The sequence below is a fragment of the Afifella sp. H1R genome (genome assembly GCF_021462425.1).
GTDB lineage: Bacteria > Pseudomonadota > Alphaproteobacteria > Rhizobiales > Afifellaceae > Afifella > Afifella aestuarii.
Genome location: NZ_JAKEDY010000001.1, coordinates 160,408 through 185,957 on the forward strand (window position 1 = coordinate 160,408; position 25,550 = coordinate 185,957).

The following is a 25,550-nucleotide window of genomic DNA, read 5'->3' on the forward strand; positions in this document are numbered from 1 at the left end:
CGCGTCAGCTCCTGAAAGCTCCAGGTCGCCGGTCGATGAGGCGTGCATCTAAACGCAGCAAGCCCGAAAGCGCGCACTGATTTTGCGCTGCACTTTTTAGCCGTTCAAATCCAAACTTTCTGGTCAAGCTCCACTCAAGCCCCGGTCGTTAGGCAACCCCCGCAACTGGCGAGGGAGCCGCGATGTTCTTTTCAAGCGACGAGATGGGTTTCGCCGCGACGGCAGAAACGGCAGGCAACGGGACGGGCGGAGGCGTCGCATCAGCGACCAGCACTGCCACCATTATCGACCAGCTCCAGACCTCCTGGACGCACGAAGCCTCGCCGAGCCCGATCTCCTGGCTGGGCGACACCATCACCTACACCATCCTCTCTTCGGCATCCGGGGGCCGCGAGGCCGAAGGCTTCCAGCCTCTCTCCGCCTACAAGGCGGCAATGGCCGACCAGGCCTTTGCGCTCTGGGACGATGTCATCGCCCCCGATATCGTGCGCACCGCGTCGGGGGGCGGCATCTCGATCGGCGAGAGTTCGACCACCGCGGGCAACGGCACCTACACCTCCTACAGCTTTCGCTTCGACGGTGTCAGTGCCGGCCATGATTCCTTCATCAGCGCTGATGTCTGGCTGAACAGCTTTTGGAGCAGTCTCAACGACGACAGCGACATCACCTACGGCAAATACGGCTTTCTCACCTATCTCCACGAGATCGGCCATTCGCTGGGGTTGAGCCATCCTGGCACCTATGATGCGGCCCGCGGGGCGGTCACCTATGCCGATGGCGCCGAATTCGCTGAAGACACGCGCCGCTTCACCATCATGTCCTATTTCGATGCCGACGAGGACGGCAGCGGCACCGACCATGTCGGCGCCGATGGGCTCATGCATTACGCCCAGACGCCGATGCTCTACGACATCCTCGCCATCCAGGACCTCTACGGCGCCGATTATTCCACACGCGCCGGAGACACGACCTATGGATTCGGCGCCTCGGGCCTCGGTTCCTATGACGCCGTCTTCGACTTCACCCTCAATCCCGAGCCGATCGTCACGATCTGGGACGGCGGTGGCATCGATACGTTGAATGTGTCGGGCTTTGCCGACAACACCGTCATCGATCTGCGCGAAGGTGCCTGGTCGTCGATTGGCGGCATGAGCAACAATCTGGCGGTCGCCTATGGCGCCGAGATCGAGAATGCCGCCGGCGGTGCGGGCGATGAGGTGATCAACGGCAACGGCCTCGACAACGTGCTCCTCGGGGGCGGGGGATCCGACATCCTCTCCGGCTTCTCCGGCGACGATCTCCTCTTCGGTGGGCGGGGCGCCAGCAACGACACGCTTTATGGTGGCGATGGCGACGACAAGCTTTTCTCCGGCGGCGGCGACGACCGGGTCGACGGAGGCGCCGGCAACGATTTCATCGGCTCCGGCGTCGGCAGCGACATCGTCAACGGCAATGCCGGCAACGACACGATTTTTGGCGGAGCCGTGCCGGGCAGCGATCGCATCGACGGCGGCGACGGCGACGACGTGATCTGGGGCGGGGGCGGCAACGACAGCCTTTATGGCCAGACCGGCAACGACGAGATCGGCGCCGGCGGCGGCAACGATATCATTGACGGCGGCGCGGGCGATGACACGCTCTTCGGCGGTGCCGGCAACGACACCGTGACGGTGGGGGCAGGGCGCGACCTCGTCTACGGGTCGGGTGGCGACGACGTCTTCATCTTCGGCGACGACGGCGAGCGCGATGTCTATGCCGCTGTCTCCGGCAACGGCCACGACGCCATCGATGGGTTTGAGGTCGGCACCGATGTCCTCGACGTGTCTGCTTATGCCGGGAGTTTCGCTGAACTCGATTTTGCCGATACGGCGGCGGGGCTCGTGATCACGCTCGCGCCCGATGCGAGCGTGACGCTCGATGACGTGACGCGCGCCATGTTGAGCGAAGAGAGTTTCGTCTTCTGACCATCCATTTTTGGATTGTCGGCCGATCCATCCTGCCCTGACCCGAAAAGGCCGGCCGCTTTGGGCGACCGGCCGGGGGATTGGGGCGGCGCGCGGCCGCCCCGGCGTTGTCCCAAATCCTCAGAAGAGGAAGTCGGAGGCGTCGAGCTCGGAGGCTGCGACGCCGTTGAGCGTCAGGATATTGCCGCCGCCGAGATCGATCGTGGCGTTGCCTTCGCCATCTTCTCCGATCGTCAGCTCGGCAAACGAGGTGAAGCCGTTCGCCCGAACGTCGAGATGGTCGGTGCCGTTCTCGAAGCCGAAGACCACATCGGTACCGTTGTCGGCCACGGAGGCATAGATGTCCGCCGCGCCGTCATTGTCGCCGAAATAGATCTGGTCGTTGCCGCTGCCGCCATAGATCGTGTCGGCATCGGCCCCTCCATAGAGCATGTCGTCGCCGGCACCCCCGTAGAGGAGGTCGTTGCCGTCGCCGCCGCCGACCGTGTCGTTGCCGCTGCCGCCGCCGACCGTGTCGTCGCCAGCGCCGCCGGTCGCGATGTCGTCGCCGTCGCCGGCATAGCCCTGATCGTCTCCGTCGCCGGCATAGAAGGCGTCATTGGCATCGCTGCCGAGGCCAGGCTTGCCGCCGAAGAGAACGTCGTTGCCGGCCCCGCCGATGATCGTGTCGTTGCCTTCGCCGCCGCCGAGGAAATCGTCTCCGTCGCCGCCGTCGATATCGTCGTTGCCCGTGCCGCCATAGGCCTGATCGTTGCCGGCCCCGCCGGTGACGACGTCGTCGCCCGCGCCGCCGAAGACCATATCGTCGCCGTCGCCGCCATCGACCGTGTCGTTGCCTTCGCCGGAGAACAGCGTGTCGTTGCCGCCGCCGCCTTCGATCTCGTCATTGCCGCCGCCGCCCGACATGGTGTCGGCGCCGTCGGTGCCCGTGAGCGTGTCGTCTTCCTCGCCGCCCGTGCTGCCGCCGCCGGTGTCGCCATCATCGCCACCGCCGCTACCGCCGCCGGAATCCGGCACCGTGAGCGTCACGTCATCGACCTTCAGGCCGCCGTCGACCGAGATATCGGTGAACCAGAGATAGCGATTGCCGCCGACCTCAGTGTCGATCGAGTCCGCCGTTGAGCTGCGAACTTCGGAGAAGACGAAATCGCCGGCTTCATCGTAGACGTTCATCGCGACTTCGAGGTTGCCGTCCTCGTTCTCGTAGAAGTTCCAGTCGAACGTATACCAGCCCGACGTGCCGATTGTGGCGTGGTTTTGCAGCTCAAGGTTGTCTTTCGGTTTGAAGCTCGAGTTGTTGTCCGCGCCGACGAGTAGCGTACCCGTGTCCTCATCCTTTGTGACGTGGAAGATGAAATCGCGCTGGTGAGCACCGTCCTGACCGTTGGCCGCGACCGACACGTCAAACCCGTCGCCTGTGTCCCAATTCGGGTCGAGGTAGATCTTGGCGGAGACCGTGTAGCCGTCTCCGAAGTCGCTGCTGTAACCGCCGAGTTTTGTGTAGGCGGAGGAACCGTCCGCCGCCTCGGCGAAGAGCCCATAGGAATCGCCGTCGCTGTAAGCAACGGAAATAACCCCTGTAGAGGTGTCGCCGTTCACAAGAAAAGAATCCGTTGCCTTGCTGTCTTGAAAGTCTTCCTGGAAGATAACTTTGCTGTTGGCATAGTTAGGGCTATTGGCGTCTAGCTCATAAATGATCTTGTCATTGCCGAACTGGATGCCTTCAATGCCCGTCAGCGTGTCGGCCCCGTCGTTGCCGTCACCATCGGTTGTATCGGTGACCGTGTAGCTGCTGTTTTTGTTTTGCGTGATCGTGTAATCGTCGCGGTCCCCGCTGAAGAGGGCCACGTCGTCGCCTGAACCGCCCACGAGTTTGTCGTCGCCCGCACCGCCGGAGAGTGTGTCGGAAAGGTCAGATCCTGTCAGTTTGTTGGCCTCATCGCCGGCCTCCCAGTAGACCGTTGCTCCGTCGCCGCTGATTGCAGAAATATTTTGGATCTCGCCGTTGCCGACGATTTGGACGGCCGATTCCGACACGCCGGTGAAGGTGTTGCCGGCACCGAAAGTCACCTTGCTCGTGTCGTTGTCGAGGTAACCGACGGCGACGCCGAGGCTGAACCCCTCGAAGCTATTTCCGGTAATCGTGGCTTCAGAGCCGTCGCCGAAATAGGTTGTGACAAGAATGGCTGCCGATCCGGATTGGTCGGTCGAGGCCACCCCGGTGATCTTCGTGAAACTGTTATCCGTGATCGAGGCGTTCGCGCCGCTTTCCACTTCGACGCCGTAGTCGAGACCGTCGACGTCACCCTTGCCGGTATAGGTATTGCCTTCAAAGCTGCCGGTCGCCTCTTCGCCGTAATAAGCGCCGATGCGGCCGATATTGGTGAAGGTGGAATCGCTGACATCGAGGACGGCATCCGCACCACGCGCCGCAACGGCGGTGCCGAGGTAAGTCGAATAGTGGATGTCCTCGAAGGCACTGTCGGTTACGTCGAGATCGCCGTGCGTGCGGATCGCCTCGTAGACCTGGTGTCCTTCGCCATCGACGGTGACGTCGCTGATGTCGACCGCGGCACCCTCTTTGACGAGGATCATCGCCCGCGCGTCGCCGCTTGATCCCGTATTCGCCGTGGGCACGATCACTGTCTTGCCGACACCCGCCCCCGTGATGGTGATGTCGACGTCGATTGTGAGCTGGCCGTTCGCGTTACTGCTGTCCTCGGTCGACACCGTGCCTTCGCTGAGCTCGATGCGATAGCCGTCGCTGCACGCATTCACCGCCGCTTCGAGGCTGGTGTAGGTCTCACCGACGACCTGATTGTTGTCGTCGTAGACCGTGATGGTCGCTGCCATTTTGGTAATCCCCCATACTCAACGCCCCAGGAATTCGCCTGACCGCCCGTCGGGAAAATCCCTAACGAAGGATTAATGGTAAGCATGGGGTTTGAATTAATGGCAATGAGAGTTTGAGCCGCAAAGTTAACGAAAGCAGTGGGGTGGCCGCGATGCTCTGGAGTGAGTCCGCAGAAACCCGCGATTGTTGCGGTGCGAGAGCGTGGAAAGAAAAATCCTCTTGCGACGTTCTGCTGCAGGGTAACGCGGTGTTCTTCGTTAACAAAAATGTGCCGGATGGAGGTGGGGCCGGACGAGGAAGCCTGCATCCTGGTGAGGGGTCGAAAGATGTGTCGCCCCGCTGCCTGGCCGCGACTTGAAAAGCCGAGAGGAAAGCCGATCCATCCTGCTCTGACCCGAAAAGGCCGGCCGCTTTGGGCGACCGGCCGGGGGATTGGGGCGGCGCGCGGCCGCCCCGGCGTTGTCCCAAATCCTCAGAAGAGGAAGTCGGAGGCGTCGAGCTCGGAGGCTGCGACGCCGTTGAGCGTCAGGATATTGCCGCCGCCGAGATCGATCGTGGCGTTGCCTTCGCCATCTTCTCCGATCGTCAGCTCGGCAAACGAGGTGAAGCCGTTCGCCCGAACGTCGAGATGGTCGGTGCCGTTCTCGAAGCCGAAGACCACATCGGTGCCGTTGTCGGCCACGGAGGCATAGATGTCCGCCGCGCCGTCATTGTCGCCGAAATAGATCTGGTCGTTGCCGCTTCCGCCATAGATCGTGTCGGCATCGGCCCCGCCATAGAGCATGTCGTCGCCGGCACCCCCGTAGAGGAGGTCGTTGCCGTCGCCGCCGCCGACCGTGTCGTTGCCGCTGCCGCCGCCGACCGTGTCGTCGCCAGCGCCGCCGGTCGCGATGTCGTCGCCGTCGCCGGCATAGCCCTGATCGTCTCCGTCGCCGGCATAGAAGGCGTCATTGGCATCGCTGCCGAGGCCAGGCTTGCCGCCGAAGAGAACGTCGTTGCCGGCCCCGCCGATGATCGTGTCGTTGCCTTCGCCGCCGCCGAGGAAATCGTCTCCGTCGCCGCCGTCGATATCGTCGTTGCCCGTGCCGCCATAGGCCTGATCGTTGCCGGCCCCGCCGGTGACGACGTCGTCGCCCGCGCCGCCGAAGACCATATCGTCGCCGTCGCCGCCATCGACCGTGTCGTTGCCTTCGCCGGAGAACAGCGTGTCGTTGCCGCCGCCGCCTTCGATCTCGTCATTGCCGCCGCCGCCCGACATGGTGTCGGCGCCGTCGGTGCCCGTGAGCGTGTCGTCTTCCTCGCCGCCCGTGCTGCCGCCGCCGGTGTCGCCATCATCGCCACCGCCGCTACCGCCGCCGGAATCCGGCACCGTGAGCGTCACGTCATCGACCTTCAGGCCGCCGTCGACCGAGATATCGGTGAACCAGAGATAGCGATTGCCGCCGACCTCAGTGTCGATTGAATCCGCTGTTGAGCTGCGAACTTCGGAGAAGACGAAATCGCCGGCTTCATCGTAGACGTTCATCGCGACTTCGAGGTTGCCGTCCTCGTTCTCGTAGAAGTTCCAGTCGAACGTATACCAGCCCGACGTGCCGATTGTGGCGTGGTTTTGCAGTTCCAGGTTCTCATCCTGGCCAAAGCGCGCATTGTTGTTCGCGCCAACGAGAAGCGCGCCCGTGCTCGTGTCCTGCGTGACGTGGAAGACGAAATCGCGCTGGTGCGCGCCGTCCTGCCCGTTGGCCGCGACCGAGACTTCGAACCCGTCGCCGGCCTCCCAGGTCGTGTCGAGGTAGATCTTGCTTGAGACCGTGTAGCCGTCGCCGAAGTCGCTGCTGTAGCCCCCGAGCTTGGTGTAGGCGGAGGAACCGTCCGATGCCTCTTGGAAGACGCCATATGTGTCGCGTCCGTCGTAAGCCACGGAAATAACGCCGTTAGACGTGTCTCCGTTCACAAGGAACGTGTCGGTCGCCTTGCTGTCTTGGAAGTCTTCGTTGAAGAGGACCTTGCTGTGCGCATAATCCGGGCTGTTGGCATCGAGCTCGTAAGTGATCGTGTCGCTGCCGAACCGAAGTCCTTCGACCCCCGTCAGCGTGTCGGTCCCATCGTTGCCATCGGCGTCATTTGTGTCGGTGACCGTGTAGCTGCCGTTTTTGTTCTGGGTGATCGTATAATCGTCGCGGTTTCCGCCGAAGAGGGCCACGTCGTTGCCAGAGCCGCCGAGGAGTTTGTCATCGCCTCCGCCTCCGATGAGCGTATCGTCACCGCCGAGGCCGTTCAGCGTGTCGTCACCGCCATAATCCGTGTAGGTGGGCGCGTCTTCGTCCGGCGCATTGAGCACATCGTCACCCGTCGTGCCGGTCAGTGAATCGTTTGATTCCGTACCCCGCACCAGGGCGTCGAACGCATCCGAGTTCTGGTTGTTGATCGTAACGCCCGAGAGATCGAGGCCGATGTCATCGGGGCCTTTCGTATAATCGCCGGTGCCGCCCGAGCCGGCGTCGCCCATCGGATCGACGAACAGCAATTCTCCCCAGTTGGAGGAGCCATTGAGCGTGACGTCCGGCATGGAGAGGCCGGACACGTCGTTGTAGCCCTGGATCATGATCTGGGATTTCTCGAACGCGCCCGTCACGCTGACATTGTCGAGGGTGACGTGGCCGATCGGAGAGGAGACGTCATGATTGCCGCTGTCGTCGAAGCCGGCGATCTGCAGGGCGTTTCGGCCTCCCGTGGTGGCCCCATCGGTTGCGCTGATGTCGACATCTGTGAGGTTCGCGTCGCCCGTGAACTCGAACAGAACGATGTCGCCGTGCCCGCCGTTGGTCGTTCCATTGTCGGAGAAGTTCGAACCTGAAATTTCGACGTTCAGGTTTTCGCCCCCGCCGTTGACCAAAATCCCCTGTGCCTTGAAGCCGGAAATGTCGACGTTGCTGATCTGAAGATCGAGATCGCTGTCGCCATCTAGGTCGTCCTTAAAGAGGATGCCGCGAGCCGCAGTCCCCTGACCTTCGATCTTGAACCCTTCAATCGCGACCGTCTGGGACACGTCGTCCGCGATTGTAATCACATTTCCGGATTGAGATGTAAGTATTGTTGGTCCGTCACCTGCAGCTTTTAGTGTAATATCCCTATCGATGTTGAGGTTAACATCATAAGTCCCGCTATGTACGGTGATCGTGTCGCCGCTAGCGGCGCTATTTATTGCGTCTTGAATGCTCTCGTAGCCGTGGTCGCCGATAAAGACCGTGTAGTCGTCAGCCATCTTCGTAATCCCCCATACTCAACGCTCTGGGGATTCGCCTGACCGGCGTCAGGAAAATCCCTAACGAAGGATTAATGGTAAGCATAAGAGTTCAATTAAGAGCAATGCCAATTTGCGGCGAAAAAAGCGATGCACGCGGAGGTCGTTGCGGCCGGGGTGGCGAGGACCTTGCGGAACCGCAAAAGCGGTTCGGCGAGCGCGACCCGATTTTTTTTTGCCTTCGACGACGGGTTGCAGGAGAGCGTCGTGAGACGGGTTTTGAGACGAGGCCGCTCCGCCCGGCGTGCTCGATGTCCCGTCGAGGACCGTCATTCCTGTCTGTGGTCGACCTTCCAGGCGGTGGGGGACGGACGTCCCCGGTGATTTTTCCCGTCACCGCTTTCTCGCCATTGTCGCCTGGATATTCGGCGTCCGCGGCCTCGCACTAACCTGCTTTAGTGCCGTCCCGGGGACGATCGCGGAATTCTTCGCCGTCTGCCGGGGCTGTCGGGGCCGCCTGCAGGAATATGAAAAGGTTCAGGAAAGATGCTGGATGACGCCTACAATCCGGCCCGAAGCGCCGTGTTCGAGGAAATCCGCCGGGTGGTCGCCGAAGCGATCGAGAGCGGCATTTGCGTCGATACTGGCAGTCAGGCCGAACGGATCGACCGCATCTGGCCGCACAGCGGCTTGAGCGCCGATGATATCGCCAGTGCACTTTCGGAAGCTGCGGTGAGCGCGCGCATCGCCGTCAAAATGAGCCGGCCGCGTCCGCATTGATCGCCATACGGATCGAAAGATCGATCCCGAACGGAGGATTGTTTCCCCAAAGGCTGGCCGAAGCCGGTCGCCGCGCCTGAAAACGGCGACCAGACACGAAAAGGCGCGAGAAGGCTCTCGCGCCCGATCTGAAGGTTTTTCGCCGAGAGGTTTCAAGAACGCGGGAAGCCACCCAAAACCGGCTGGCGGCGGAGAGCCTCAGGCTTTCAGAGCTTCAGCCGCATCGATGAACGGCTTGCCGAGTGCTTCCGCAACGGCCCGATTGGTGACCTTGCCGCGATGCACGTTGAGGCCGGCGAGAAGATGCGGATCGGCGGTCAATGCCGCAAGGCCGCGGTCGGCGAGCGCCAGGCCGAAGGGCAGGGTGGCGTTGTTCAAGGCATTGGTCGAGGTGATCGGAACGGCGCCCGGCATGTTGGCGACGCAGTAATGCACGATCCCTTCCACCTCGAAGGTCGGCTCCGCATGGGTGGTGGCATGCGAGGTCTCGAAACAGCCTCCCTGGTCGATGGCGACGTCGACGAGAACCGCTCCCTTCTTCATGCCCGACAGCATCTCGCGCGTGACGAGTTTCGGCGTCGTCGCGCCCGGAATGAGGACGGCACCGATGACGAGATCGGCTGCGAAAACGGCCTCTTCGACGGCCGTCGGCGTGGAGAAGGCGGTCTTCACCCGACCCTCGAACAGGTCGTCGAGATCGCGCAGGCGCGGGATGGAGCGGTCGAGAATGGTGACGTCGGCCCCAAGGCCGAGTGCCATCTTCGCGGCCTGCTTGCCGACGACGCCACCGCCGATGATGGCGACGCGCCCGGAGGCAACGCCTGCGACGCCGCCGAGAAGCACGCCCCGCCCGCCGCAGGCTTTCTCGAGCGCGCGAGCGCCGGCCTGGACGGAGAGGCGGCCGGCGACCTCCGACATCGGCGCAAGCAGCGGCAACCCGCCATGGGCGTCGGTCACCGTCTCGTAGGCGACGCCGGTGACGCCGGAGGCGATGAGCCCTTCCGTCTGCTTCGGATCCGGAGCAAGGTGCAGGTAGGTGTAGAGGATCTGGCCTTCTTTGAGCTGCGCCCACTCGCTGGGCTGTGGCTCCTTCACCTTCACGATCATCTCGGCTGCGGCGAAAACCTCTTCGGCCGTGGCAGCAATCGACGCTCCGACCGCCGCATAATCTTCATCGGAGGCATCGATGCCGGCGCCGGCGCCGCTTTCGATCATCACCTGATGGCCATGCGCCACGTATTCGCGCGCCGCCGCCGGTGTCAGGCCGACGCGATATTCGTGGTTCTTGATTTCCTTGGGACATCCAACACGCATTGTTCTCTCCTCTTGGTGGGAAGGAAAAGAAAGCGCAGCAGATGCGCAATGTCTTTGCAGAAAGGGGCAGGCAGTCAGCCCGCGATGCAAATATCTTGCAGAAGAGGCTCAATCCGCGCAATCATCCACACATGTACGAGGTTGATCATTTTGATCTTGCCATCATGCGGGCGCTGGAGCGAGAGGGGCGGCTCTCCAACACGGCACTGGCGGAGCGCGTCGGGCTGTCGCCCTCGGCATGCTCGCGGCGTCTTGACCGTCTGGAGAAAGAGGGCGCCATCAAGGGCTACCACGCCCGCCTGTCGCACCGCCATCTCGGGCGGCCCGTCACGGTTCTCGTCAATATCGCGCTTTCCGGCCAGAGCGAACGGCATCTGTCGGAGTTCGAAGCCGCGGCGCGGCGCTGCCCGAACGTGCTGTTCTGTTTTCTGATGTCGGGGGAGTACGATTATCTTCTGCGTGTTGCGGCGCGCGATCTCCAGGATTTCGAGCGCCTTCACAAGACGGTGCTGTCGGCCTTCCCGCATGTCGCGCGGCTGAACTCGTCCTTCGCGCTGCGGGAGGTGGTCGACCGGCCAGTGCGTTTCTCCGATTTCCTGGACGGCGACGATTGAACGGCGCCGATAGGCCTGCCGCCGCGTTGGGGCTAGATTGCCTCCGAGGTGACGAAGCTCACACCGGCCGCAGCCATTTCGGCGCGCGCCTTGTCCAGTGAACCGTCGAGATCGATCGCCCGGCACGCATCTTCCACGAGCACGGCCGTAAAGCCTTCCCGGCGGGCATCGAGCGCCGACCAGGCGACGCAGAAATCGGTGGCGAGGCCTGTGAGAAACAGGCGGGCGAAGCCGCGCTCGCGCAGATAGCCCGCAAGACCGGTCTCCGTCGTCCGGTCGTTTTCGTAGAAGGCGGAATAGGAATCGATGCCGGGGCGAAAGCCTTTGCGCAGGATGAGCTCGGCCGGCACCGTATCGAGCTTGGGGTGGAACGCCGCGCCGGCGCTTCCCTGCACGCAATGCTCAGGCCACAGAACCTGTTCGCCGTACTCGGCAGAAAAAGTCTGGAACGGGTCGCTTCCGGGATGCGCGCTGGCGAAAGACTGGTGCCCCGCCGGATGCCAGTCCTGGGTCAGCACGACATGCTGAAAACGTGGCATCAGCGCGTTGATGACCGGCACGACCGCGTCGCCATCGGGCACGGCGAGCGCGCCTCCCGGACAGAAATCGTTCTGGACGTCGATGACGAGGAGCAGGTCCTGTGCCCCGATGCTGAAATCGCCCATGTTGCTGTCTCCGTTCCTGCCTTCACTGTGGCGCGGCGCCGGGCGAACGCAAGGCCTGAGTGTCAGGTGCGTGGGAGAGACGGGGGACGCAAAGGAGAAATGCGTCCCCTGAAGTTCGTCGCCTCAGCCCTTCACGCCGCCCTGTGCCAGCCCGGAGACGAGCGCGCGCTGCAGGAGAATGCCGATGATGAGCGGCGGCAGCGCCGTCAGAATGCCGGCGGTTGCGAGCAGGCCGTAATCGGAGACGCGGCCGCTGGCGAGATTGGCGATCGCCACGGTGAGCGTCTGGCTGCGGTCGTCGTTGGTCAGGATGAAGGCGTAGAAGAATTCGTCCCAGACGAGGAGGATGGAAAAGAGCACGACGGTCGCGAGCGCCGGCTTTGCCATCGGCAGCGTGACGCTGCGCAGGACCGTCAGCATGCTGGCCCCGTCGACGAAGGCGGCTTCTTCGATCTCATGCGAGATGTTGTCGAAATTGCTCTTCAGAAGCCAGGTGGTGAAGGGCAGGACGATGGAGCAATCGACCAGCATCAGCCCGGTCTTGGTGTTCAAGAGGCCGAGGCCGTTCAAAAAGGCGAAGAGCGGAACGATGAGAGCGACCGGCGGCAGCATGTAGGTCGCGACGACGACATAGAGAAGGTTGCTCTGCCCGCCCTTGGAGCGGGAGAAGGACCAGGCCGCAGGGACCGCCGCGCAAAGCGCGATCGCTGTCGCGCCGAAGGCGACGAGGGCCGTATTGCGCATGGCGTAGAGGAACATCTCGCCGCGGCTGTTGGGCTCGAGCGTCGTGAGCTTGGCGTAATTGTCGAAATTCAGATTCTCGGGAATCCACTCGAAGGGGAGGGTCGTCAGATGCGTCGTCGTGCTGACGCTGACGAGGAGGAGCCAGAGGATCGGCGCCAGGATGATGACGGCGACGAGGATCGCCAGAGCATGCAGGACGACGCGGAGGGCAAGAGGTTGTTTCATTGTGCCCCCTGGCGGCGCAGGAGCGCCACGTAGACGTTGATGAGGATGAGGCTGACGAGCACGATCAACAGGCCTTGCGAGGCGCCGGATCCGGCCCGGAAATTCGAAAAGGCTTCCTGGTAGACCTGAATGCTCATGGTCTTGGTGCTGTTGGCGGGGCCACCCCGAGTCATCACCCAGACGATATCGAAGACCTTGACGCCCTCGATGGTTCGAAGGACGGCCGCGACCATCAACGGTCCGACGATCGCCGGCATGGTGACGGTCTTGAAGCGCGACCATGGCGAGGCGCCATCGATATGGGCGGCTTCCAGCTGTTCGCGCGGCACGCCCTGAAGGGCGGCGAGCGTGATCATCGCCACGAGCGGCACCGTCTTCCAGATGTCGGCGACGGCGATGGCGTAGATCGCGGTCGCGGGCGAGCCGAGCCAGCTCTGATAGGAATCGAGGAGGCCGATCTGCGTCAGAACCGCGTTGAGGCCGCCGAAATCGGGATTGTAGATCAGCCGCCACGACATGGCGTTCACCACTGTCGGCAGCGCCCAGGGGAGGATCAGGAGCGCGCGAAAGAAACGCCTGCCGTAAAGCGGCTGATCAAGCAGCAAAGCCACCAAGACGCCGAGAACGAGTTCCAGCGAAACGGTGAGGGCGACGAAGAAGATTGTCGTCGCAAGCGCGCCGCGAACCTGCGGCGAGCGGAAGGCTCGGATGTAATTGTCGAGGCCGACCCAGTCGCCTGTGTACTGGGTCAGCTGTGCCGAGGTGAAACTCATCCATATCGTGTCGAGGAACGGCCATCCGACGATGATCAGGACACCGACCGCGAGAGGCGCGATCATGAGCCAGGCAGTCAGACGCTGCCTGGAATGATACGATAGGGATGAGCGCATCGAAGGAAGGCCTTACTGGTCGGTCAGGGATTTAAGCTGATCGGCGGCCGAGCCGAGGGCGTCTTCCGGGGAGGAGGCGCCGAGAAGGGCTTCCTGGATCGACACCTGCAGGATGTTCGACGCTTCCTGGTAGTTCGGCAGGGTCGGACGGGCGATCATCGCGGTGAAGGCGTTGCTTGCGGCCTTCATGAGATCCTCGCGGCCAGAGATGACCTCGGAATTCTCGAAAGAAGCCTTCCAGATCGGCAGGCTGCGCTCTGCGTGGCTGTTCTGCATCTCCGGCGAGGACATGTGCTGGACATACTTCCAGGCGATGTCGGCGTTGTCGGTGTTGGCGGTGACGCCGAGACCCATGGAGCCGTTCACGCCGGACGCTTCGGTGCGGTCTTTGACACCGAGCGGTGCCATGACGCCGACCTTGCCGCTGATGTCGGATTCCTTCGGATCGTTGGCGAGGTTGTACATATAAGGCCAGTTGAGAGCGAACGCGGCCTGGCCGCTCGAGAACACCCGGCGCACATCCTCTTCGAGATATTCCGTCGAATTCGGATTGGTGATGCCGTCGTCGAGCGTGGAGACCATGAACTTCAACGCTTCGAGGCCCCCATCCTCCTGGAAGACCGGAGCGCCGTCCTTGTCGAGGAACTTGCCGTCGAAGGCGTCGAGAAGCACGGTGTAGTCGCAGATCACGGCTTCCGCCTGCGCCCAGCTCCACACGATCGGGTATTCGACGATACCCTGCTCCTTCATCGCCTTGGCCTGCTCGACGAGTTCGCTCCAGGTCTGCGGAGCGTGATCGAAGCCGGCCTTCTCGACCATTTCCTTGTTGTAGAAGAAGAGCTTGGAGCTGTTCGTCCACGGCATGCCGTAATAGTGGCCGTTATATTCCACGGTCGTCCAGGCGCCGGGGAAAATCTCGTCTTTGACCTTGGCGGAGATGTTGTCCGTCTCATCGGCGAGGATGCCGCGCTTGGCATATTCCGCGGTCCAGATCACGTCGAAGAGGACGACGTCGTAACCCTGGCTGGAACTGCTGGCGAGGAGGGTCTTGTCGCGCAGGCCTTCGTAGGGGACGAACTCGAGATTGACTTTGACGTCCGGGTTCGCCTTCTCAAAGGCCTCTGTCATGCTGCGGACATCGGCCTCGTTGTAGGAGGCTTGCGACATGTAGAGAGCATTGATGGTCGTCTCCGCCCAGGCGGGGCCGGCCATGCCCAGGCCGAGCGATGATGCGACCAAGGCGGTGGCCGCACTGAGGCGTAAAATGTTCATGCACTTGGACTCCATTTCAGTTGCGGACAGTTCCAGCGACATCGAAACCGCAAGGATTAATAATTCAAATTGTTTTGCTAAATAGATCAAGGGCAAAATTGTCTGTCAACGGGCGTTAGCCTGGCCTGTCGCCCTTATTGCACTGCAAAAATCTGCCGATAGGGCCTGAGTAGGTGCACCCTTTGGACGGCGGAGCGCACTCTTTCGAGAGAGGTGCGAGCGCCCGTTCCGAGCCCCGCACAGCGCTCCACTTTGGCGCTCAAAGCGCTCCGAAAAGGCCGGCTCCTGCGGCATTCTCCAGCTCTGGCCCGTCTTCCTTCGCAAGCGGATGCAGAAGGCGCGACATCGGCAGAGCTGCAGCTCCTGCCGCCGGCGTATCGAAGCGCACTTCGCCCTTGATGAGCCGCGCGCCTCGGGTCCCTGGATCCGCCGCGGAGCTCGGCAACAGTGGAAAAGTCTTCTCGACGAGGGCGGTCAGGATCGGGTCGGGAAGCAAGCCACCCACGACGATGCCGTTCGGATCGAAGAGATTCTCAAGCCCGTTGACGGCGATGCGCAGATAGTAGGCGGCGTCGTCGAGCCACTTTGCGAGCGCGTTATTGCCCGTCTGAAAGGCTTTCAGGAGCAGGTCGGGGCTTGCGCCCTGCCATTCGTTCTCTGTTTGAAGGATCGCCTCGTAGGCGCTGTGCAGCGAGACGTAGCGCTCCAGGCAGCCCCGATTGCCGCAGGCGCAGGGCTTGCCGCCGGGATTGACGATGAGATGGCCGAGTTCCGCCGCTCTTTGCCGCACGCCGGTAAAGGGGCGTCCGTCGATGACGATGCCGCCACCGAGGCCGAGGCCGAAATAGATGTAAATGAAGGTCGGATGGGTCTGGCCGAAGCCGTAGAGGCTTTCGCCGATCGCCGCGGCTGTCGCGTCGTTGTCCACAAAAACCGGCAGGTTGAGACGTTCGGAAAGCTCCTGGGCGAGCGGAAAATCGAGCCAGCCTTCCATCGTGAGGGGGCCGCGTGACGCGAAGGTGCCGCTCTCGAAAAAGCCCGGCATCACCGCGCCGAGCCCGAGAAGGCGCCGCCGGATTTCGTCGTTTCCGTTGACCAGGCCATCGACGGCCCGCTCCACGAGCGGCAAGACCTCGCCCGGATTTTGGCGGGCGATCGGAAGCGCGGTGCGTGCAACGATGTGGCCCAGAACGTCGACGAGCAGGCCGACCAGCTGGTTCTGATCGAGGTGGATGCCGATCGTGTAGGCGCCCTCGTCGTCGACCACATATTCGGTGGCGGGCTGGCCCTTGCGGCCGAGGCGACGCCCGGTCTCCTTGATGAGGCCGAGTGCGATCAATTCCCCGGCAATGTTGGACGCGGTCTGCGAGGTGAGGCCCGTCATCCGGGCGATTTCTGAGCGCGACAGCGGGCCGTGTTTCAAAACCGCTTCAAACGCCACGCGGCGATTGCGTCTTCTCGCATGTTCGAGGTTTGTGCCCTGAAGCGACATCGCACTCCGTTTCTGTAAATGGTTGAGTTTTCCAAAACGTTTTGATTAATAGGGACCCATCACGTCAATCAACTTCCTCGATACGGACCCTCAGGCTGCGTTATGACCATGAAAATCAGTGACTTTATCGCCCAACAACCGGCGACGGTCGAGAAAGTCCTGTCCGACTTGCCGTCACAGATCGAAGCGGCGCTCCCGGAATCGGAGCCTGAACGCGTCATTTTGATCGGCACCGGCAGTTCGATGAATGCGCTCCTTGCCGCCTCCGACAGCTTTTCCGGTCTCCCTGCCGAGCTTGCGCTGCGCAGCCCGCTGACCTTCCTGGCCGAGACCGGCGAGCGCCGGGTCGCCAAGAGCCTTGCCATCGTCTTGTCCCAGTCGGGCAACAGCAGCGATACGATCGCAGCGACGAAACAGGCCCGCAAAGAGGGCATGGATGTCATCGTGGTGACGGCCGGACGAGAGGCGCCGCTTGCCGCCTGTGATGTGAAGCTCGTCTGGCTTCCGGTCGAGGACGAAACCGTCGGGCCGAAGACCAAGGGCTACACGGCGAGCGTTCTGGCGCTTCGCTTGATCGGCATGGCGCTGAGCGGCAAGACGATGCCGACAGCGGCGCGTGGTTTCGTCGAGGGTTATGCACAGCTGATCGAGACGGCGCGCATCTGGTCGACCAACATGGCGCCGAAGCTCGCCGGTGCCGACGTGATCGCAGTGCTGGGGCAGGGCCGGCATTACGGTTCTGCCCTGGAGGGCTCGTTGAAAGTGGCGGAAATGGCCGGCATTCCCTCCTTCGGCCTCGAAACCGAGGAGGCGAGCCACGGCCGTCTGCACGGCCTCACCAAGAAGAGCGTGACGATTGCGCTTGCTTCGAACGCGGACGAGCTTGATCTGGCACGCCGCGTCGTGGCAGCGATGGCGCATTACGGCCTGACCGGCTTCATCTTCGATCTCACCGGCAAGGAGCCGGAGGGGATCGTCTGGCCGGCGTCGGAAGAGCCGACGCAAGGTCTCGATACCTTGAGCGCCGTCGTGCCGTTTCAGTGGCTCGCAGTCGATCTTGCTGCGGAACGCGGTCTCGTGCCGGAGGATATGCCTTATCCGGGCATGACGCAGCGGCTCGGCATCAAGGTCGGAGAGGCCGTTTGACGCCCGAATTCCTTTTTGCGGTCGATGTCGGCGGATCCTCGGTGAAGCTTGGCATCGTCGACGGCAACGGCGTCGTCGTTGCCAAGAGCGCACTTCCCTTTCGTTCGCTGGCAAGCTTCGAAGCCCTCGTGGAGGGGGCTGCCGAAAGCCTCGATGCCTTGGCGCGTACGGTCTCAGCCGCGCCCGAAGCGATCGGGATCGCAGCACCGGGCTATGCCGATCCCGCCACCGGCCTGCCGCTCGACGGTACCGGAAATGTTCCGCTTCTTAAGGGCGGCTCGCTTGCGGCTGAGCTCGCCAGACGTCTGAACGTGCCCGCGGCAACGGACAACGACGCGATCTCTGCCACGCTCGGCGAATTGGAGTTCGGTGTCGGCAGGCGCGTTTCGAGCTTTGCCCTCATCACGGTGGGCACCGGTATTGGCGGCGCCCTCGTCATCGATCGGCGTATCGTGCGCGGCCGTGATGGCAAGCCACCGGAATTCGGTGCCATGGTTTTGGAGCCGGGTCATCCGTATGAACGCTATGGTCTTCACGGTACGTTTGAGGATCTCGCCGGTGGCAAGGCCGTCATCGCCGCCTATGCCGCGGAGACCGGAGAAGCGGCCGAAGATCTCAACATGAGCCTTTTACGCGAACGCGCTCTGGCCGGTGATGCACGAGCCGACGCGGCGTTCGAGACGATGGGGCGCTACATCGCCCAGGCATTCGGGACGATGATCAACCTCACCGCCATCGAGCTTTGCGTCGTCGGCGGGGGCATCTCGCTCGCCGGAGGCTTTCTGCTGGACCGTATCCGTCGCCACCTTCGGGCAAACACCTGGCCGTATCTGTTTGATGATGCCCGGATCTTGGCGACCGAGCATGGTAACGATTCCGGCCTCATCGGAGCTGCGGCCATGGTGCGCCGCCGTCTCAATCCTGTGGCGGGCGAAAACGTCCCCGTCATCAAACCATCGGCATTCGGTTGAACGAGGTGACCGCCATGGCCCGAGAGCTGCAAGTTGAACTTCGAGGCGTGCGTAAGAAGTTCGGGGCCGCGGAGGTGATCCGCGGTGTCGACCTTGGTGTCGAGCCCGGAGAATTCGTCGTTTTCGTCGGACCGTCTGGATGCGGGAAGTCGACGCTCCTGCGCTTGATTGCAGGGCTGGAGGAGATCACCTCCGGCGACCTTTTGATCGAGGGGCGTTCGGTGAAGGATTTGTCGCCTGCCAAGCGCGGCATCTCGATGGTGTTCCAGTCCTACGCGCTCTATCCGCATCTGACCGTGGAAGAGAATATGGGCTTCGGCCTGAAGCAGGCGAAGGTCGAGAAGTCGGAGATCAAGCGGCAGGTCACGGAAGCGGCGGAAATGTTGCGCCTGTCGGAGCTTCTTCAGCGCAAGCCGCGGCAATTGTCCGGCGGACAACGCCAGCGTGTCGCCATCGGTCGTGCGATCGTGCGTGATCCGAAGGTCTTCCTGTTCGACGAGCCGTTGTCCAACCTCGACGCCGCTCTGCGCGCCCAGATGCGCATCGAGATCGCGCGTCTGCATCGCGACATGGACGCCACGATGATCTACGTCACACACGATCAGACCGAGGCGATGACGCTGGCCGACCGCATCGTGGTGTTGAACGAGGGGCGCATCGAGCAGGTGGGCACGCCGCTCGAACTCTATGGCAAGCCGAAGACCCGTTTCGTGGCGAGCTTCATCGGCAGCCCGCAGATGAACTTCCTGCCGGTGCGCGTCGCCGGAGCGGCGGAGGGAGGTCCTCGCCTCAAGCTCCCGAACGGGGTCGAAATGGCTTTTCCGGAAGCGCCGGCGGCAGCGATCGATCGGGAGGATGTCGTGCTCGGCATCCGCCCGCATGAGATCAAGTTCAGCCGCGAGAAAACCGAAGGTATTGCGGCCGAGATCGTCGTCGTCGAGACTTTCGGCAACCACACGCTTCTCTATGCCAATATCGGCGAGGATGATCTCGTGACCGTCGAGACGGCTGGGATCAGCGATGTGACGACGGGCGAGCGCGTTTGGCTGAGTTTCGATCCCGCCCATTGCCATTTCTTCGACAGGGATGGTCAGGCTCTATAGTTCGGGCCGAGGCTTTGACGGCATCGGCCACCCCCGTGCTCGAAGGGGTGGCCCGGAGGAGGCGACCCCGAGGAGGTTGCTGGACGGCACACGGGCAGTCCGCCTCTGTTGCAGAAATCCTGTACTGAAAGGCGCTATACGTCCCGCGGCGTGGTGCCGCTGAGGCCAGGCGAAGAGGGTGTCGAGGCCCGGCAACGTGCGGCATTATGGCCGGATCGGGGCGCGAGCGCCTGTAGAAATCGTCATACATCGAAGTATTATTCTCCAATTCCGATGTAAATATTACGAATATTGGAGCTTCGAGTGGCCGTTTTATGGCAGATAGCAACCTGCACGCGCTAAAAATAAACCGAAAATAGAATTTTCTCCTATTGCCGGTGGGTAACGAAAGCGTTAGCGGCCCTGCCGACTTGACATAAGCCGCCGTTGGCGCCAGTAAAAGCCTGTTACCGGTTTCCGAGCGTGAGAGCGCGAGGATGAAAAGGGAATACGGTGAGGCGTACCCAAAAGGGTCCGAAACCGTAGCTGCCCCCGCAACTGTGAGCGGAGAGCAGGGCTGGGAGTGCCACTGGCGCGTGAGCGCTGGGAAGGTAGCCCTTGCTTGGTGCCGCGAGCCAGGAGACCTGCCGGTGATGTGCGTCGGGCTGTGTGGGCTGTCGGCGTACAACGAGGGATGTCGGGGTCTGCATCCAGCGACGAAAATCACGGCGGGCAGCGCTTGCGCTTGCTTGTCATCTTTCGGCGTTGGGCGGGTCGGTCATCCTGATGGAAGAGCATTTCCCAACTCATAAGTGGCGGATCCAGGACTTCGTCGACGTCCCGACGTTGCAGCGGATCCAGGATACTTTTGCCAAGGCCATGGATATGGCCGCGGTGACGGTTGATCGCGACGGGGTGCCCGTCACCAAAGCGAGCAATTTCCAGCCTGTGTGTCGTTTGATGCGCTCCACCCCCGAAGGGTTGCGGCGTTGTCATGCATGCGATGCCTGCGGGGGGCTCGCCGCCTACCGCTCAGGCCGGCCGGCGACTTATGTCTGCCATGCCGGGCTCGTCGACGTCGCCGCGCCGATCATCATCGAGGATGAATATCTCGGCTGCCTCTTGTGCGGCCAGGTGATGCTCGAAGACGAGCGCGAGCGCACGATCAGCAACGTGCTCGACCGAAACCATTCTCTCGGCATTGCTCCGGCAGAGCTTGAGGAAGCCGTCTATGCCATGCCGGCGGCCGATCGAGATCGCCTCGATTCCGCCGTGGAGATGCTGATGCTGGCGGCGAGCCACATCATCGAGATTGGCAAGACGAACCTGATCCAGGCGCGTCTCCTCAAAGAGGTGAAAGCCAAAGCCGCCACGGAAAAGGCGCTGCAGGATGCCCAGTTGCGGGCGTTGCAGGCGCGCGTCAATCCGCATTTTCTGTTCAATTCTTTGACGCTCATTGGCTACACGGCCTTCGAGGAGAAGGCGGTGAAGACCGAGGAAGTCGCTTACATGCTGAGCGACATCCTCCGCTACAGCCTGCGCAATCTCGCCACTTCGGTGCCGCTCAGCGAAGAATTCGACATGATCGAACGCTGCTTGCGCCTCCACCAGCTTCGCTTCGGCGACCACCTGAGCATCGAAGTCGATCTCGACGAAAGCCTGCGCAATTGGCCGGTCCCGTGCATGGTTCTGCAGCCGCTTGCCGAGAATGCCATCGTGCACGGGGTGGAAGCGCTCTCGCGGCCGGTTCGCGTGCGCGTCTCGGCGCGGAGGGTGGACGATCGCGGCTTGATCGAGGTCTATGACAACGGCGCGGGGATGAGCGAGGCTCAGGTCGCCGCGCTCAACAACGATCGTTGTGTCCTGCAGCAGGCGGAGCGCAGCCGCGCGGCTCTCGGACTGCAAAGTGTTATCACCCGGCTCGACAGCGAGTACGGCAACGACTTCGATCTCAAAGTAACAAGCAGATTGAATGAGGGAACCCGAATTGAGCTTTCCTGGCCACTCGGCGACTATGCGCAGCTTGAAAATGCTTGAGCTCGCACGCACTGAGCGTTTTGCGTCCATGTTTCAAGGCGCTTTTCAGCAGGAGTCCTCGGTTCGGCCCGGCCTTCTGGTGGCCGACGACACGCCCATCATTCGCTCGACGGTCAGCCGCGTCGTGGCGGCTGAGGCGCTCGACTTCGCCAATGTCTGGGAGGCCAAGAACGGCTCCGAGGCGGTGGAGCTGGCGCGGCGCGAGCGGCCAGAACTCATTCTGATCGACATCAAGATGCCCGGCGTGGACGGGTTGGAAGCGGCCGCGATCATCAAGGCCGAGCTGCCGCGCACGCGGCTCATCTTCCTCACGGCTTATGATGAATTTGCCTATGTGCAACGCGCTCTCAAGATCGGTGCGCTCGACTATCTTTTGAAGCCGATCCGTCCGGCGAAGCTTGGCGAATTGTTGCGGAAGCTCCACGGTGAGATTTGCACCGAACTGAGTGCATCCTCGTCCGCCGCCGATGCGGAGATCGCGCGGGACGTGACGTCGGCTGCCACGCCCTGTGCGCCGGAGAGAGATCCGGTCAAGCGTGCGATCGCCTTCATTTCCGAAAACTATGCCGATGAAAACATGTCGCTCTCGGCTGTCGCCAACGTCGCGCATCTCAGCCCGTCGCACCTTGCGCACCGTTTTCGCGAATGTGTCGGCATCAGCTATAAGCAGTTTCTCACCGAGAAGCGCATCGAGGCGGCCAAGGACCTGCTCTTGACGACCGACACGACCAACGAAGCGGTCGCCGAGCAGGTCGGCTATGCCAACGTCACCAATTTCTATCGCCTGTTCCAGCGTGAGACGGGGATGACGCCGGCGCAGTTCCGCCGAAGCGAGAAGGAGCCGGCGTCCGACGCGCAGTGATCGCGCGGCCGCCTATTTTTGAAGCGGCGCGCTTTTTTTGTCTTCGCGATCATGCATGGCGATGCCAATCGGCGTCACGAACATCGGGTGAGACGGCAGCTTCGTCGGGATTCCGGTCATCTCGGCCACGATGTCGGCCATGCCGGGCATCCCGCTCGTGCCGCCCACCAGATGGATGGTCTTGACGTCGTAAGGGGCGATGTGGCGGGCAACGATGCTGCCGACCTTCTGCATCACCGGTCTGACCAGCGGATAGAGTGAACGGGCCCTTTTCGGGTCTTTCTTGATGTCCTCCGCCTCCTCGAAGGAAACGCCGAGAGCGCCTGAAAGCACCAGCGTGAACTGGGTCCCGCCGGTCGCCTCGTCGGCCGTATAGACGACTTCGCCATCCTTGAAGATCGCAACGCCCGTCGTGCCACCGCCGACGTCGACCACCGCCCCGTCCTTGATCTGCAGGAGGGCATTGGCCGCTGTCGGCTCATCGACGAAATGCTCGCATTCGAGCCCCGCACCGATGACGACATTCTGCGTTGCCTTCACCTCTGCCGGCGCAACGCCGGGAGGGTAGGAGGTCGCCGCACTCTCGAGCGCGAAGCCGAGATCCGCCTCCACCTCAGCCTTCATGCGTGACAGGATCTGCATGGCGCCGATGAAATCCACCACGAGGCCGTCACGCACGATTTGCGCGAACTGATACCGCCCGGCGAGAGGCTGTCCGTCCTCGTCGAGGACGACGAGAACGGTGTAGGCCGTGCCGAGATCGACCCCGACATGGACGCGGCCCTTGTAACCCTGTCGGGCCGGCGTCTTGTTGAAGACGCTGACTGCTCGGGCGAGGATGTCGTCGGCGTGGCTGTTCATCGTTTCGGCCTCACGCGGCTTCCGCTCTGGCCTTTTCGGTCAGGCGGAGTGTGTCGATGGCGATCATCTTTTCCTCGTCGGTCGGGACGACCATTGCCGCCGTCCTGGAATCGCGGGTGCTGATCCGCCCGTCGTCGCCCGGCGCCTCGTTGGCGTCGCTATCGATGGCAATGCCGAGAAAGCCGAGCTTCTCGCAGATTCGCGCCCGCATCGAGGGGCTGTTCTCGCCGATGCCTGCGGTGAAGACCAGCGCATCGAGCCCGCCCAAGGCGGCCGCATAGGATCCGATATATTTCCGCGTCATGTAGGCGAACATCTCGAGCGCGAGCTCGCAACGGTCGCAGCCACCCTCGGCGCGTTCCTCCACTTCCCGCATATCGTTGCTGATGCCCGAGACGCCGAGGAGGCCGCTCCTTTTGTAGAGCATGGCCTCGATATCGCCGAGGCTCATGCCGAGTTGCTTGTTGAGATAGAAAATCAGCCCCGGATCGACGTCGCCGGAGCGTGTGCCCATCATCACGCCGGAAAACGTGGCGAAGCCGATGCTCGTATCGATCGAGCGTCCGTTCTCGATCGCGTCGATCGTGACGCCGTTGCCGAGATGGCAGATGACCATTTTGAGCTCATCCACCGGTCTGCCGAGCATGTCCGCCGCCTTCTGATTGACGAAGCGGCACGACGTTCCGTGGAAGCCGTAGCGACGAATCCGGTGCTCGCTATAGAGCTCGTAGGGCAGGGCGTAGACATGCGCATATTCGGGCATGGTCTGGTGGAAGGCGGTGTCGAAGACGACGACCTGCGGTACGTCCGGCAGCAACTTGCGCGCCTCCACGATGCCGACGAGATTCGGCGGGTTGTGAAGCGGGGCGAGCGGGACGCACTCTTCCAGCTTGGCGATGACTTCGTCATTGATCACCGACGATTTGACGAAGGTGTCGGCGCCGTGAACCGCGCGGTGGCCGACCGCCGTGACCTCGCTGATGTCGTCGATGACCCCGACCTCGGGATCGAGCAGGAGGTCGATCATGGCCGTGAAGGCCGTGTGATGGTCGGGCACGGGCATCACGCGGACATGTTTCGATCCGTGAGCGGTATATTCGATCCGTGAGCCCTCTTCGCCGATCCTGCTGACGAGACCTTTGGCGGTGACGACCGCGAGATCGGTCGTGTAGAGCTGGTATTTCAGCGTCGAGCTGCCGCAATTGATAACCAAAATCACCGGTGAACACTCCGCAAGCATGGCCGCACTGCCTCTGCGAGGCGTGGGGCGCCGGTTTTCGTTGAGCCGTGCCGCATCGCGGCCGTTGGCGAGGGATGTCAGAGGCTGGCCAGGACGCGCCCCACGATGTGGCGAATGAATTCGTTGTCGTTGGAAACGTCGCTGCCAGCTTTCTTGGCCGCATCGGTGGAGAGGACGACCTTGATTGCCTGCTCCTCGGCCGCGTTCTTGAAGATCTCGTAGGCGTCGAGGATCTCGTTGATGTGGAAGTGGTGAGAGACGAGGCTCGTCGGGTCGAGCCTTCCCGCCTGGACCATCTTCAAAAGGACCGGCACCGTGCTGTTGTCGACGACGCCCATGCGCAGCGTGATGTTGCGCGTCCAAAGCGTTTCGGCGTGCAGTTCGGTGCTCTTGTGGAAGATGCCGATATTGGCCATGCGGCCGCCGGCGGCGAGGATCTCCTGCGCCAGCTGGAAGGTCGCCGGATTGCCGATCACCTCGATGACCGCGTCCGCGCCGCGCCCTTCGGTGAGCGCCATAACCTTCTCGCGCGCCTTGCCGTCCTTGTTGTTGATGATGTCCGTGGCGCCGATTTCGAGAGCCTTGGCCAGGCGATTGTCGTCGAGGTCGATGGCGATGATCCGCGCCGGCGAGTAGAATTCCGCGGCGAGGATGGTCGCCAGTCCGACGGGCCCCGCGCCGATGACGACGAGCGTGTCGCCGAGGCCCACCTCCGCGCGTTTGACACCGACTTCGAGGCCGGTCGGCACAATGTCGGCCAGCATCAAAGCGGCTTCTTCGTCGACCCCGTCCGGAATGCGAAAGAGGCTCGAATCGGCAAGCGGGATGCGCGCGTATTCGGCCTGCACGCCGTCGATCGTGTTGCCGAGCAGCCAGCCGCCGCGTTCGCAGCTCGAGTGAAGCCCCCTGCGGCAAGGCTCACAACGCCCGCAGGACGTGTTGCAGGGAATGATGACGTGATCGCCGACCTTGAGGTCCTGAACAGCGGCCCCGACCTCGGTGATGTAGCCGGTGGCCTCATGGCCAATCGTGCGGCCAGGCTGAACGGTGGGCACGCCGCCGCGCAGAATCGCAAGGTCGGTGCCGCAAAGCGTCGTCTTGCTGATCCGGACAACGACGTCCGCCGGGTGCTCGATCTTTGGGAGGGGTTTGTCTTCCCAGGAGATCTTTCCAGAGCCGTAATAGACTAAAGCTTTCACAGTAGACGCTCCAGATGGGCCCATTTGTTCGCGGCTCGGCGCAGGTTCCACGGATCGCGCCGCGCATTGTCCGGCCTATAACAAAACCGGCAGCTAT

General features: G+C 62.5%; 19 protein-coding genes and 1 riboswitch. Of the genes, 8 read left to right on the top strand and 11 right to left on the bottom strand.

Translation table 11 applies throughout. The features are described from left to right. Window positions 1-182 precede the first annotated feature (182 nt). Entirely contained in the window at window positions 183-1,964 is a 1,782-nt protein-coding gene (locus tag L0F51_RS00835) for a M10 family metallopeptidase C-terminal domain-containing protein (protein ID WP_234627519.1), read from the top strand. Between the two features lie 120 nt (window positions 1,965-2,084). On the opposite strand, the gene L0F51_RS00840 is transcribed toward L0F51_RS00835, so the two are convergent. Together L0F51_RS00840 and L0F51_RS00845 are read right to left on the bottom strand one after the other, a co-directional pair. Beyond that, a complete protein-coding gene (locus tag L0F51_RS00840; RefSeq protein WP_234627520.1) occupies window positions 2,085-4,817 on the bottom strand; it encodes a calcium-binding protein in 2,733 nt (910 codons plus the stop codon). 473 nt (window positions 4,818-5,290) lie between these two features. Further along, the gene (locus L0F51_RS00845) at window positions 5,291-7,864 is read right to left on the bottom strand and encodes a calcium-binding protein (RefSeq protein WP_234627521.1); all 2,574 of its coding nucleotides are present in this window, start codon (window positions 7,862-7,864) and stop codon (window positions 5,291-5,293) included. Between the two features lie 741 nt (window positions 7,865-8,605). Here L0F51_RS00845 and L0F51_RS00850 point away from each other — a divergent pair. Beyond that, on the top strand, window positions 8,606-8,839 hold the full coding sequence (locus L0F51_RS00850; protein WP_234627522.1) for a hypothetical protein: 234 nt from the start codon (window positions 8,606-8,608) through the stop codon (window positions 8,837-8,839). Window positions 8,840-9,037: 198 nt separating this feature from the next. Here the strand turns inward: L0F51_RS00850 and ald are convergent, their stop codons facing one another. Then, window positions 9,038-10,153 carry an alanine dehydrogenase gene (ald, locus tag L0F51_RS00855; RefSeq protein WP_234627523.1) on the bottom strand — a complete coding sequence of 372 codons (1,116 nt, stop codon included), beginning with the start codon at window positions 10,151-10,153 and terminating at the stop codon, window positions 9,038-9,040. A 131-nt stretch (window positions 10,154-10,284) separates the two neighbouring features. Here ald and L0F51_RS00860 point away from each other — a divergent pair, with 131 nt between their 5' ends. After that, entirely contained in the window at window positions 10,285-10,767 is a 483-nt protein-coding gene (locus tag L0F51_RS00860; protein ID WP_234627524.1) for an Lrp/AsnC family transcriptional regulator, read from the top strand. A gap of 32 nt (window positions 10,768-10,799) precedes the next feature. Here the strand turns inward: L0F51_RS00860 and pncA are convergent, their stop codons facing one another. The 5 genes from pncA to L0F51_RS00885 all read right to left on the bottom strand — a co-directional run bounded on the left by pncA (window position 10,800) and on the right by L0F51_RS00885 (window position 16,004). Continuing rightward, a complete protein-coding gene (gene pncA / locus L0F51_RS00865) occupies window positions 10,800-11,432 on the bottom strand; it encodes a bifunctional nicotinamidase/pyrazinamidase (protein WP_234627525.1) in 633 nt (210 codons plus the stop codon). A 123-nt stretch (window positions 11,433-11,555) separates the two neighbouring features. After that, entirely contained in the window at window positions 11,556-12,401 is an 846-nt protein-coding gene (locus L0F51_RS00870; RefSeq protein WP_234627526.1) for a carbohydrate ABC transporter permease, read from the bottom strand. Continuing rightward, complete coding sequence (locus L0F51_RS00875) at window positions 12,398-13,240, bottom strand: carbohydrate ABC transporter permease (protein ID WP_234627527.1); 843 nt, start codon at window positions 13,238-13,240, stop codon at window positions 12,398-12,400. The genes L0F51_RS00870 and L0F51_RS00875 overlap by 4 nt, the downstream gene beginning before the upstream one ends. 63 nt (window positions 13,241-13,303) lie before the next feature. After that, window positions 13,304-14,557 (bottom strand): extracellular solute-binding protein, encoded by a 1,254-nt coding sequence (locus L0F51_RS00880; RefSeq protein ID WP_370642359.1) that lies wholly within the window; start codon window positions 14,555-14,557, stop codon window positions 13,304-13,306. A gap of 265 nt (window positions 14,558-14,822) precedes the next feature. Then, window positions 14,823-16,004, bottom strand: coding sequence for an ROK family transcriptional regulator (locus L0F51_RS00885; protein WP_234627528.1), 1,182 nt, complete (start codon window positions 16,002-16,004; stop codon window positions 14,823-14,825). A gap of 153 nt (window positions 16,005-16,157) precedes the next feature. Here L0F51_RS00885 and L0F51_RS00890 point away from each other — a divergent pair, with 153 nt between their 5' ends. From L0F51_RS00890 to L0F51_RS00910, 5 genes are all read left to right on the top strand, one after another. Next, entirely contained in the window at window positions 16,158-17,201 is a 1,044-nt protein-coding gene (locus tag L0F51_RS00890) for an SIS domain-containing protein (RefSeq protein ID WP_234627529.1), read from the top strand. After that, window positions 17,198-18,172, top strand: coding sequence for an ROK family protein (locus L0F51_RS00895; protein WP_234627530.1), 975 nt, complete (start codon window positions 17,198-17,200; stop codon window positions 18,170-18,172). The genes L0F51_RS00890 and L0F51_RS00895 overlap by 4 nt, the downstream gene beginning before the upstream one ends. 14 nt (window positions 18,173-18,186) lie before the next feature. Further along, window positions 18,187-19,275, top strand: coding sequence for an ABC transporter ATP-binding protein (locus L0F51_RS00900; RefSeq protein WP_234627531.1), 1,089 nt, complete (start codon window positions 18,187-18,189; stop codon window positions 19,273-19,275). Between the two features lie 433 nt (window positions 19,276-19,708). Further along, a riboswitch (cobalamin riboswitch) is annotated at window positions 19,709-19,921 on the top strand. Between the two features lie 119 nt (window positions 19,922-20,040). Beyond that, complete coding sequence (locus L0F51_RS00905) at window positions 20,041-21,291, top strand: PocR ligand-binding domain-containing protein (protein WP_092814174.1); 1,251 nt, start codon at window positions 20,041-20,043, stop codon at window positions 21,289-21,291. Then, window positions 21,284-22,153, top strand: a complete 870-nt coding sequence (locus L0F51_RS00910; protein ID WP_234627532.1) for a response regulator — start codon at window positions 21,284-21,286, stop codon at window positions 22,151-22,153. The genes L0F51_RS00905 and L0F51_RS00910 overlap by 8 nt, the downstream gene beginning before the upstream one ends. Before the next feature lie 12 nt (window positions 22,154-22,165). On the opposite strand, the gene eutJ is transcribed toward L0F51_RS00910, so the two are convergent. The 3 genes from eutJ to L0F51_RS00925 form a co-directional block, all read right to left on the bottom strand. After that, on the bottom strand, window positions 22,166-23,014 hold the full coding sequence (eutJ, locus tag L0F51_RS00915; RefSeq protein WP_234627533.1) for an ethanolamine utilization protein EutJ: 849 nt from the start codon (window positions 23,012-23,014) through the stop codon (window positions 22,166-22,168). A gap of 10 nt (window positions 23,015-23,024) precedes the next feature. Further along, the gene (locus L0F51_RS00920; protein ID WP_234627534.1) at window positions 23,025-24,233 is read right to left on the bottom strand and encodes an acetate kinase; all 1,209 of its coding nucleotides are present in this window, start codon (window positions 24,231-24,233) and stop codon (window positions 23,025-23,027) included. A 98-nt stretch (window positions 24,234-24,331) separates the two neighbouring features. After that, the gene (locus L0F51_RS00925; RefSeq protein WP_234627535.1) at window positions 24,332-25,453 is read right to left on the bottom strand and encodes an alcohol dehydrogenase catalytic domain-containing protein; all 1,122 of its coding nucleotides are present in this window, start codon (window positions 25,451-25,453) and stop codon (window positions 24,332-24,334) included. Window positions 25,454-25,550: the final 97 nt, after the last annotated feature.

Bases quoted from the DNA above. Each gene is read 5' to 3' on its own strand.
- eutJ (WP_234627533.1), bottom strand. From the start codon at position 23,014: ATGAACAGCCACGCCGACGACATCCTCGCCCGAGCAGTCAGCGTCTTC.
- L0F51_RS00900 (WP_234627531.1), top strand. From the start codon at position 18,187: ATGGCCCGAGAGCTGCAAGTTGAACTTCGAGGCGTGCGTAAGAAGTTC.
- L0F51_RS00870 (WP_234627526.1), bottom strand. From the start codon at position 12,401: ATGAAACAACCTCTTGCCCTCCGCGTCGTCCTGCATGCTCTGGCGATC.
- L0F51_RS00835 (WP_234627519.1), top strand. From the start codon at position 183: ATGTTCTTTTCAAGCGACGAGATGGGTTTCGCCGCGACGGCAGAAACG.
- L0F51_RS00890 (WP_234627529.1), top strand. From the start codon at position 16,158: ATGACCATGAAAATCAGTGACTTTATCGCCCAACAACCGGCGACGGTC.
- L0F51_RS00850 (WP_234627522.1), top strand. From the start codon at position 8,606: ATGCTGGATGACGCCTACAATCCGGCCCGAAGCGCCGTGTTCGAGGAA.
- L0F51_RS00840 (WP_234627520.1), bottom strand. From the start codon at position 4,817: ATGGCAGCGACCATCACGGTCTACGACGACAACAATCAGGTCGTCGGT.
- L0F51_RS00875 (WP_234627527.1), bottom strand. From the start codon at position 13,240: ATGATCGCGCCTCTCGCGGTCGGTGTCCTGATCATCGTCGGATGGCCG.
- L0F51_RS00860 (WP_234627524.1), top strand. From the start codon at position 10,285: ATGTACGAGGTTGATCATTTTGATCTTGCCATCATGCGGGCGCTGGAG.
- ald (WP_234627523.1), bottom strand. From the start codon at position 10,153: ATGCGTGTTGGATGTCCCAAGGAAATCAAGAACCACGAATATCGCGTC.
- L0F51_RS00905 (WP_092814174.1), top strand. From the start codon at position 20,041: ATGGAAGAGCATTTCCCAACTCATAAGTGGCGGATCCAGGACTTCGTC.
- L0F51_RS00910 (WP_234627532.1), top strand. From the start codon at position 21,284: ATGCTTGAGCTCGCACGCACTGAGCGTTTTGCGTCCATGTTTCAAGGC.
- pncA (WP_234627525.1), bottom strand. From the start codon at position 11,432: ATGGGCGATTTCAGCATCGGGGCACAGGACCTGCTCCTCGTCATCGAC.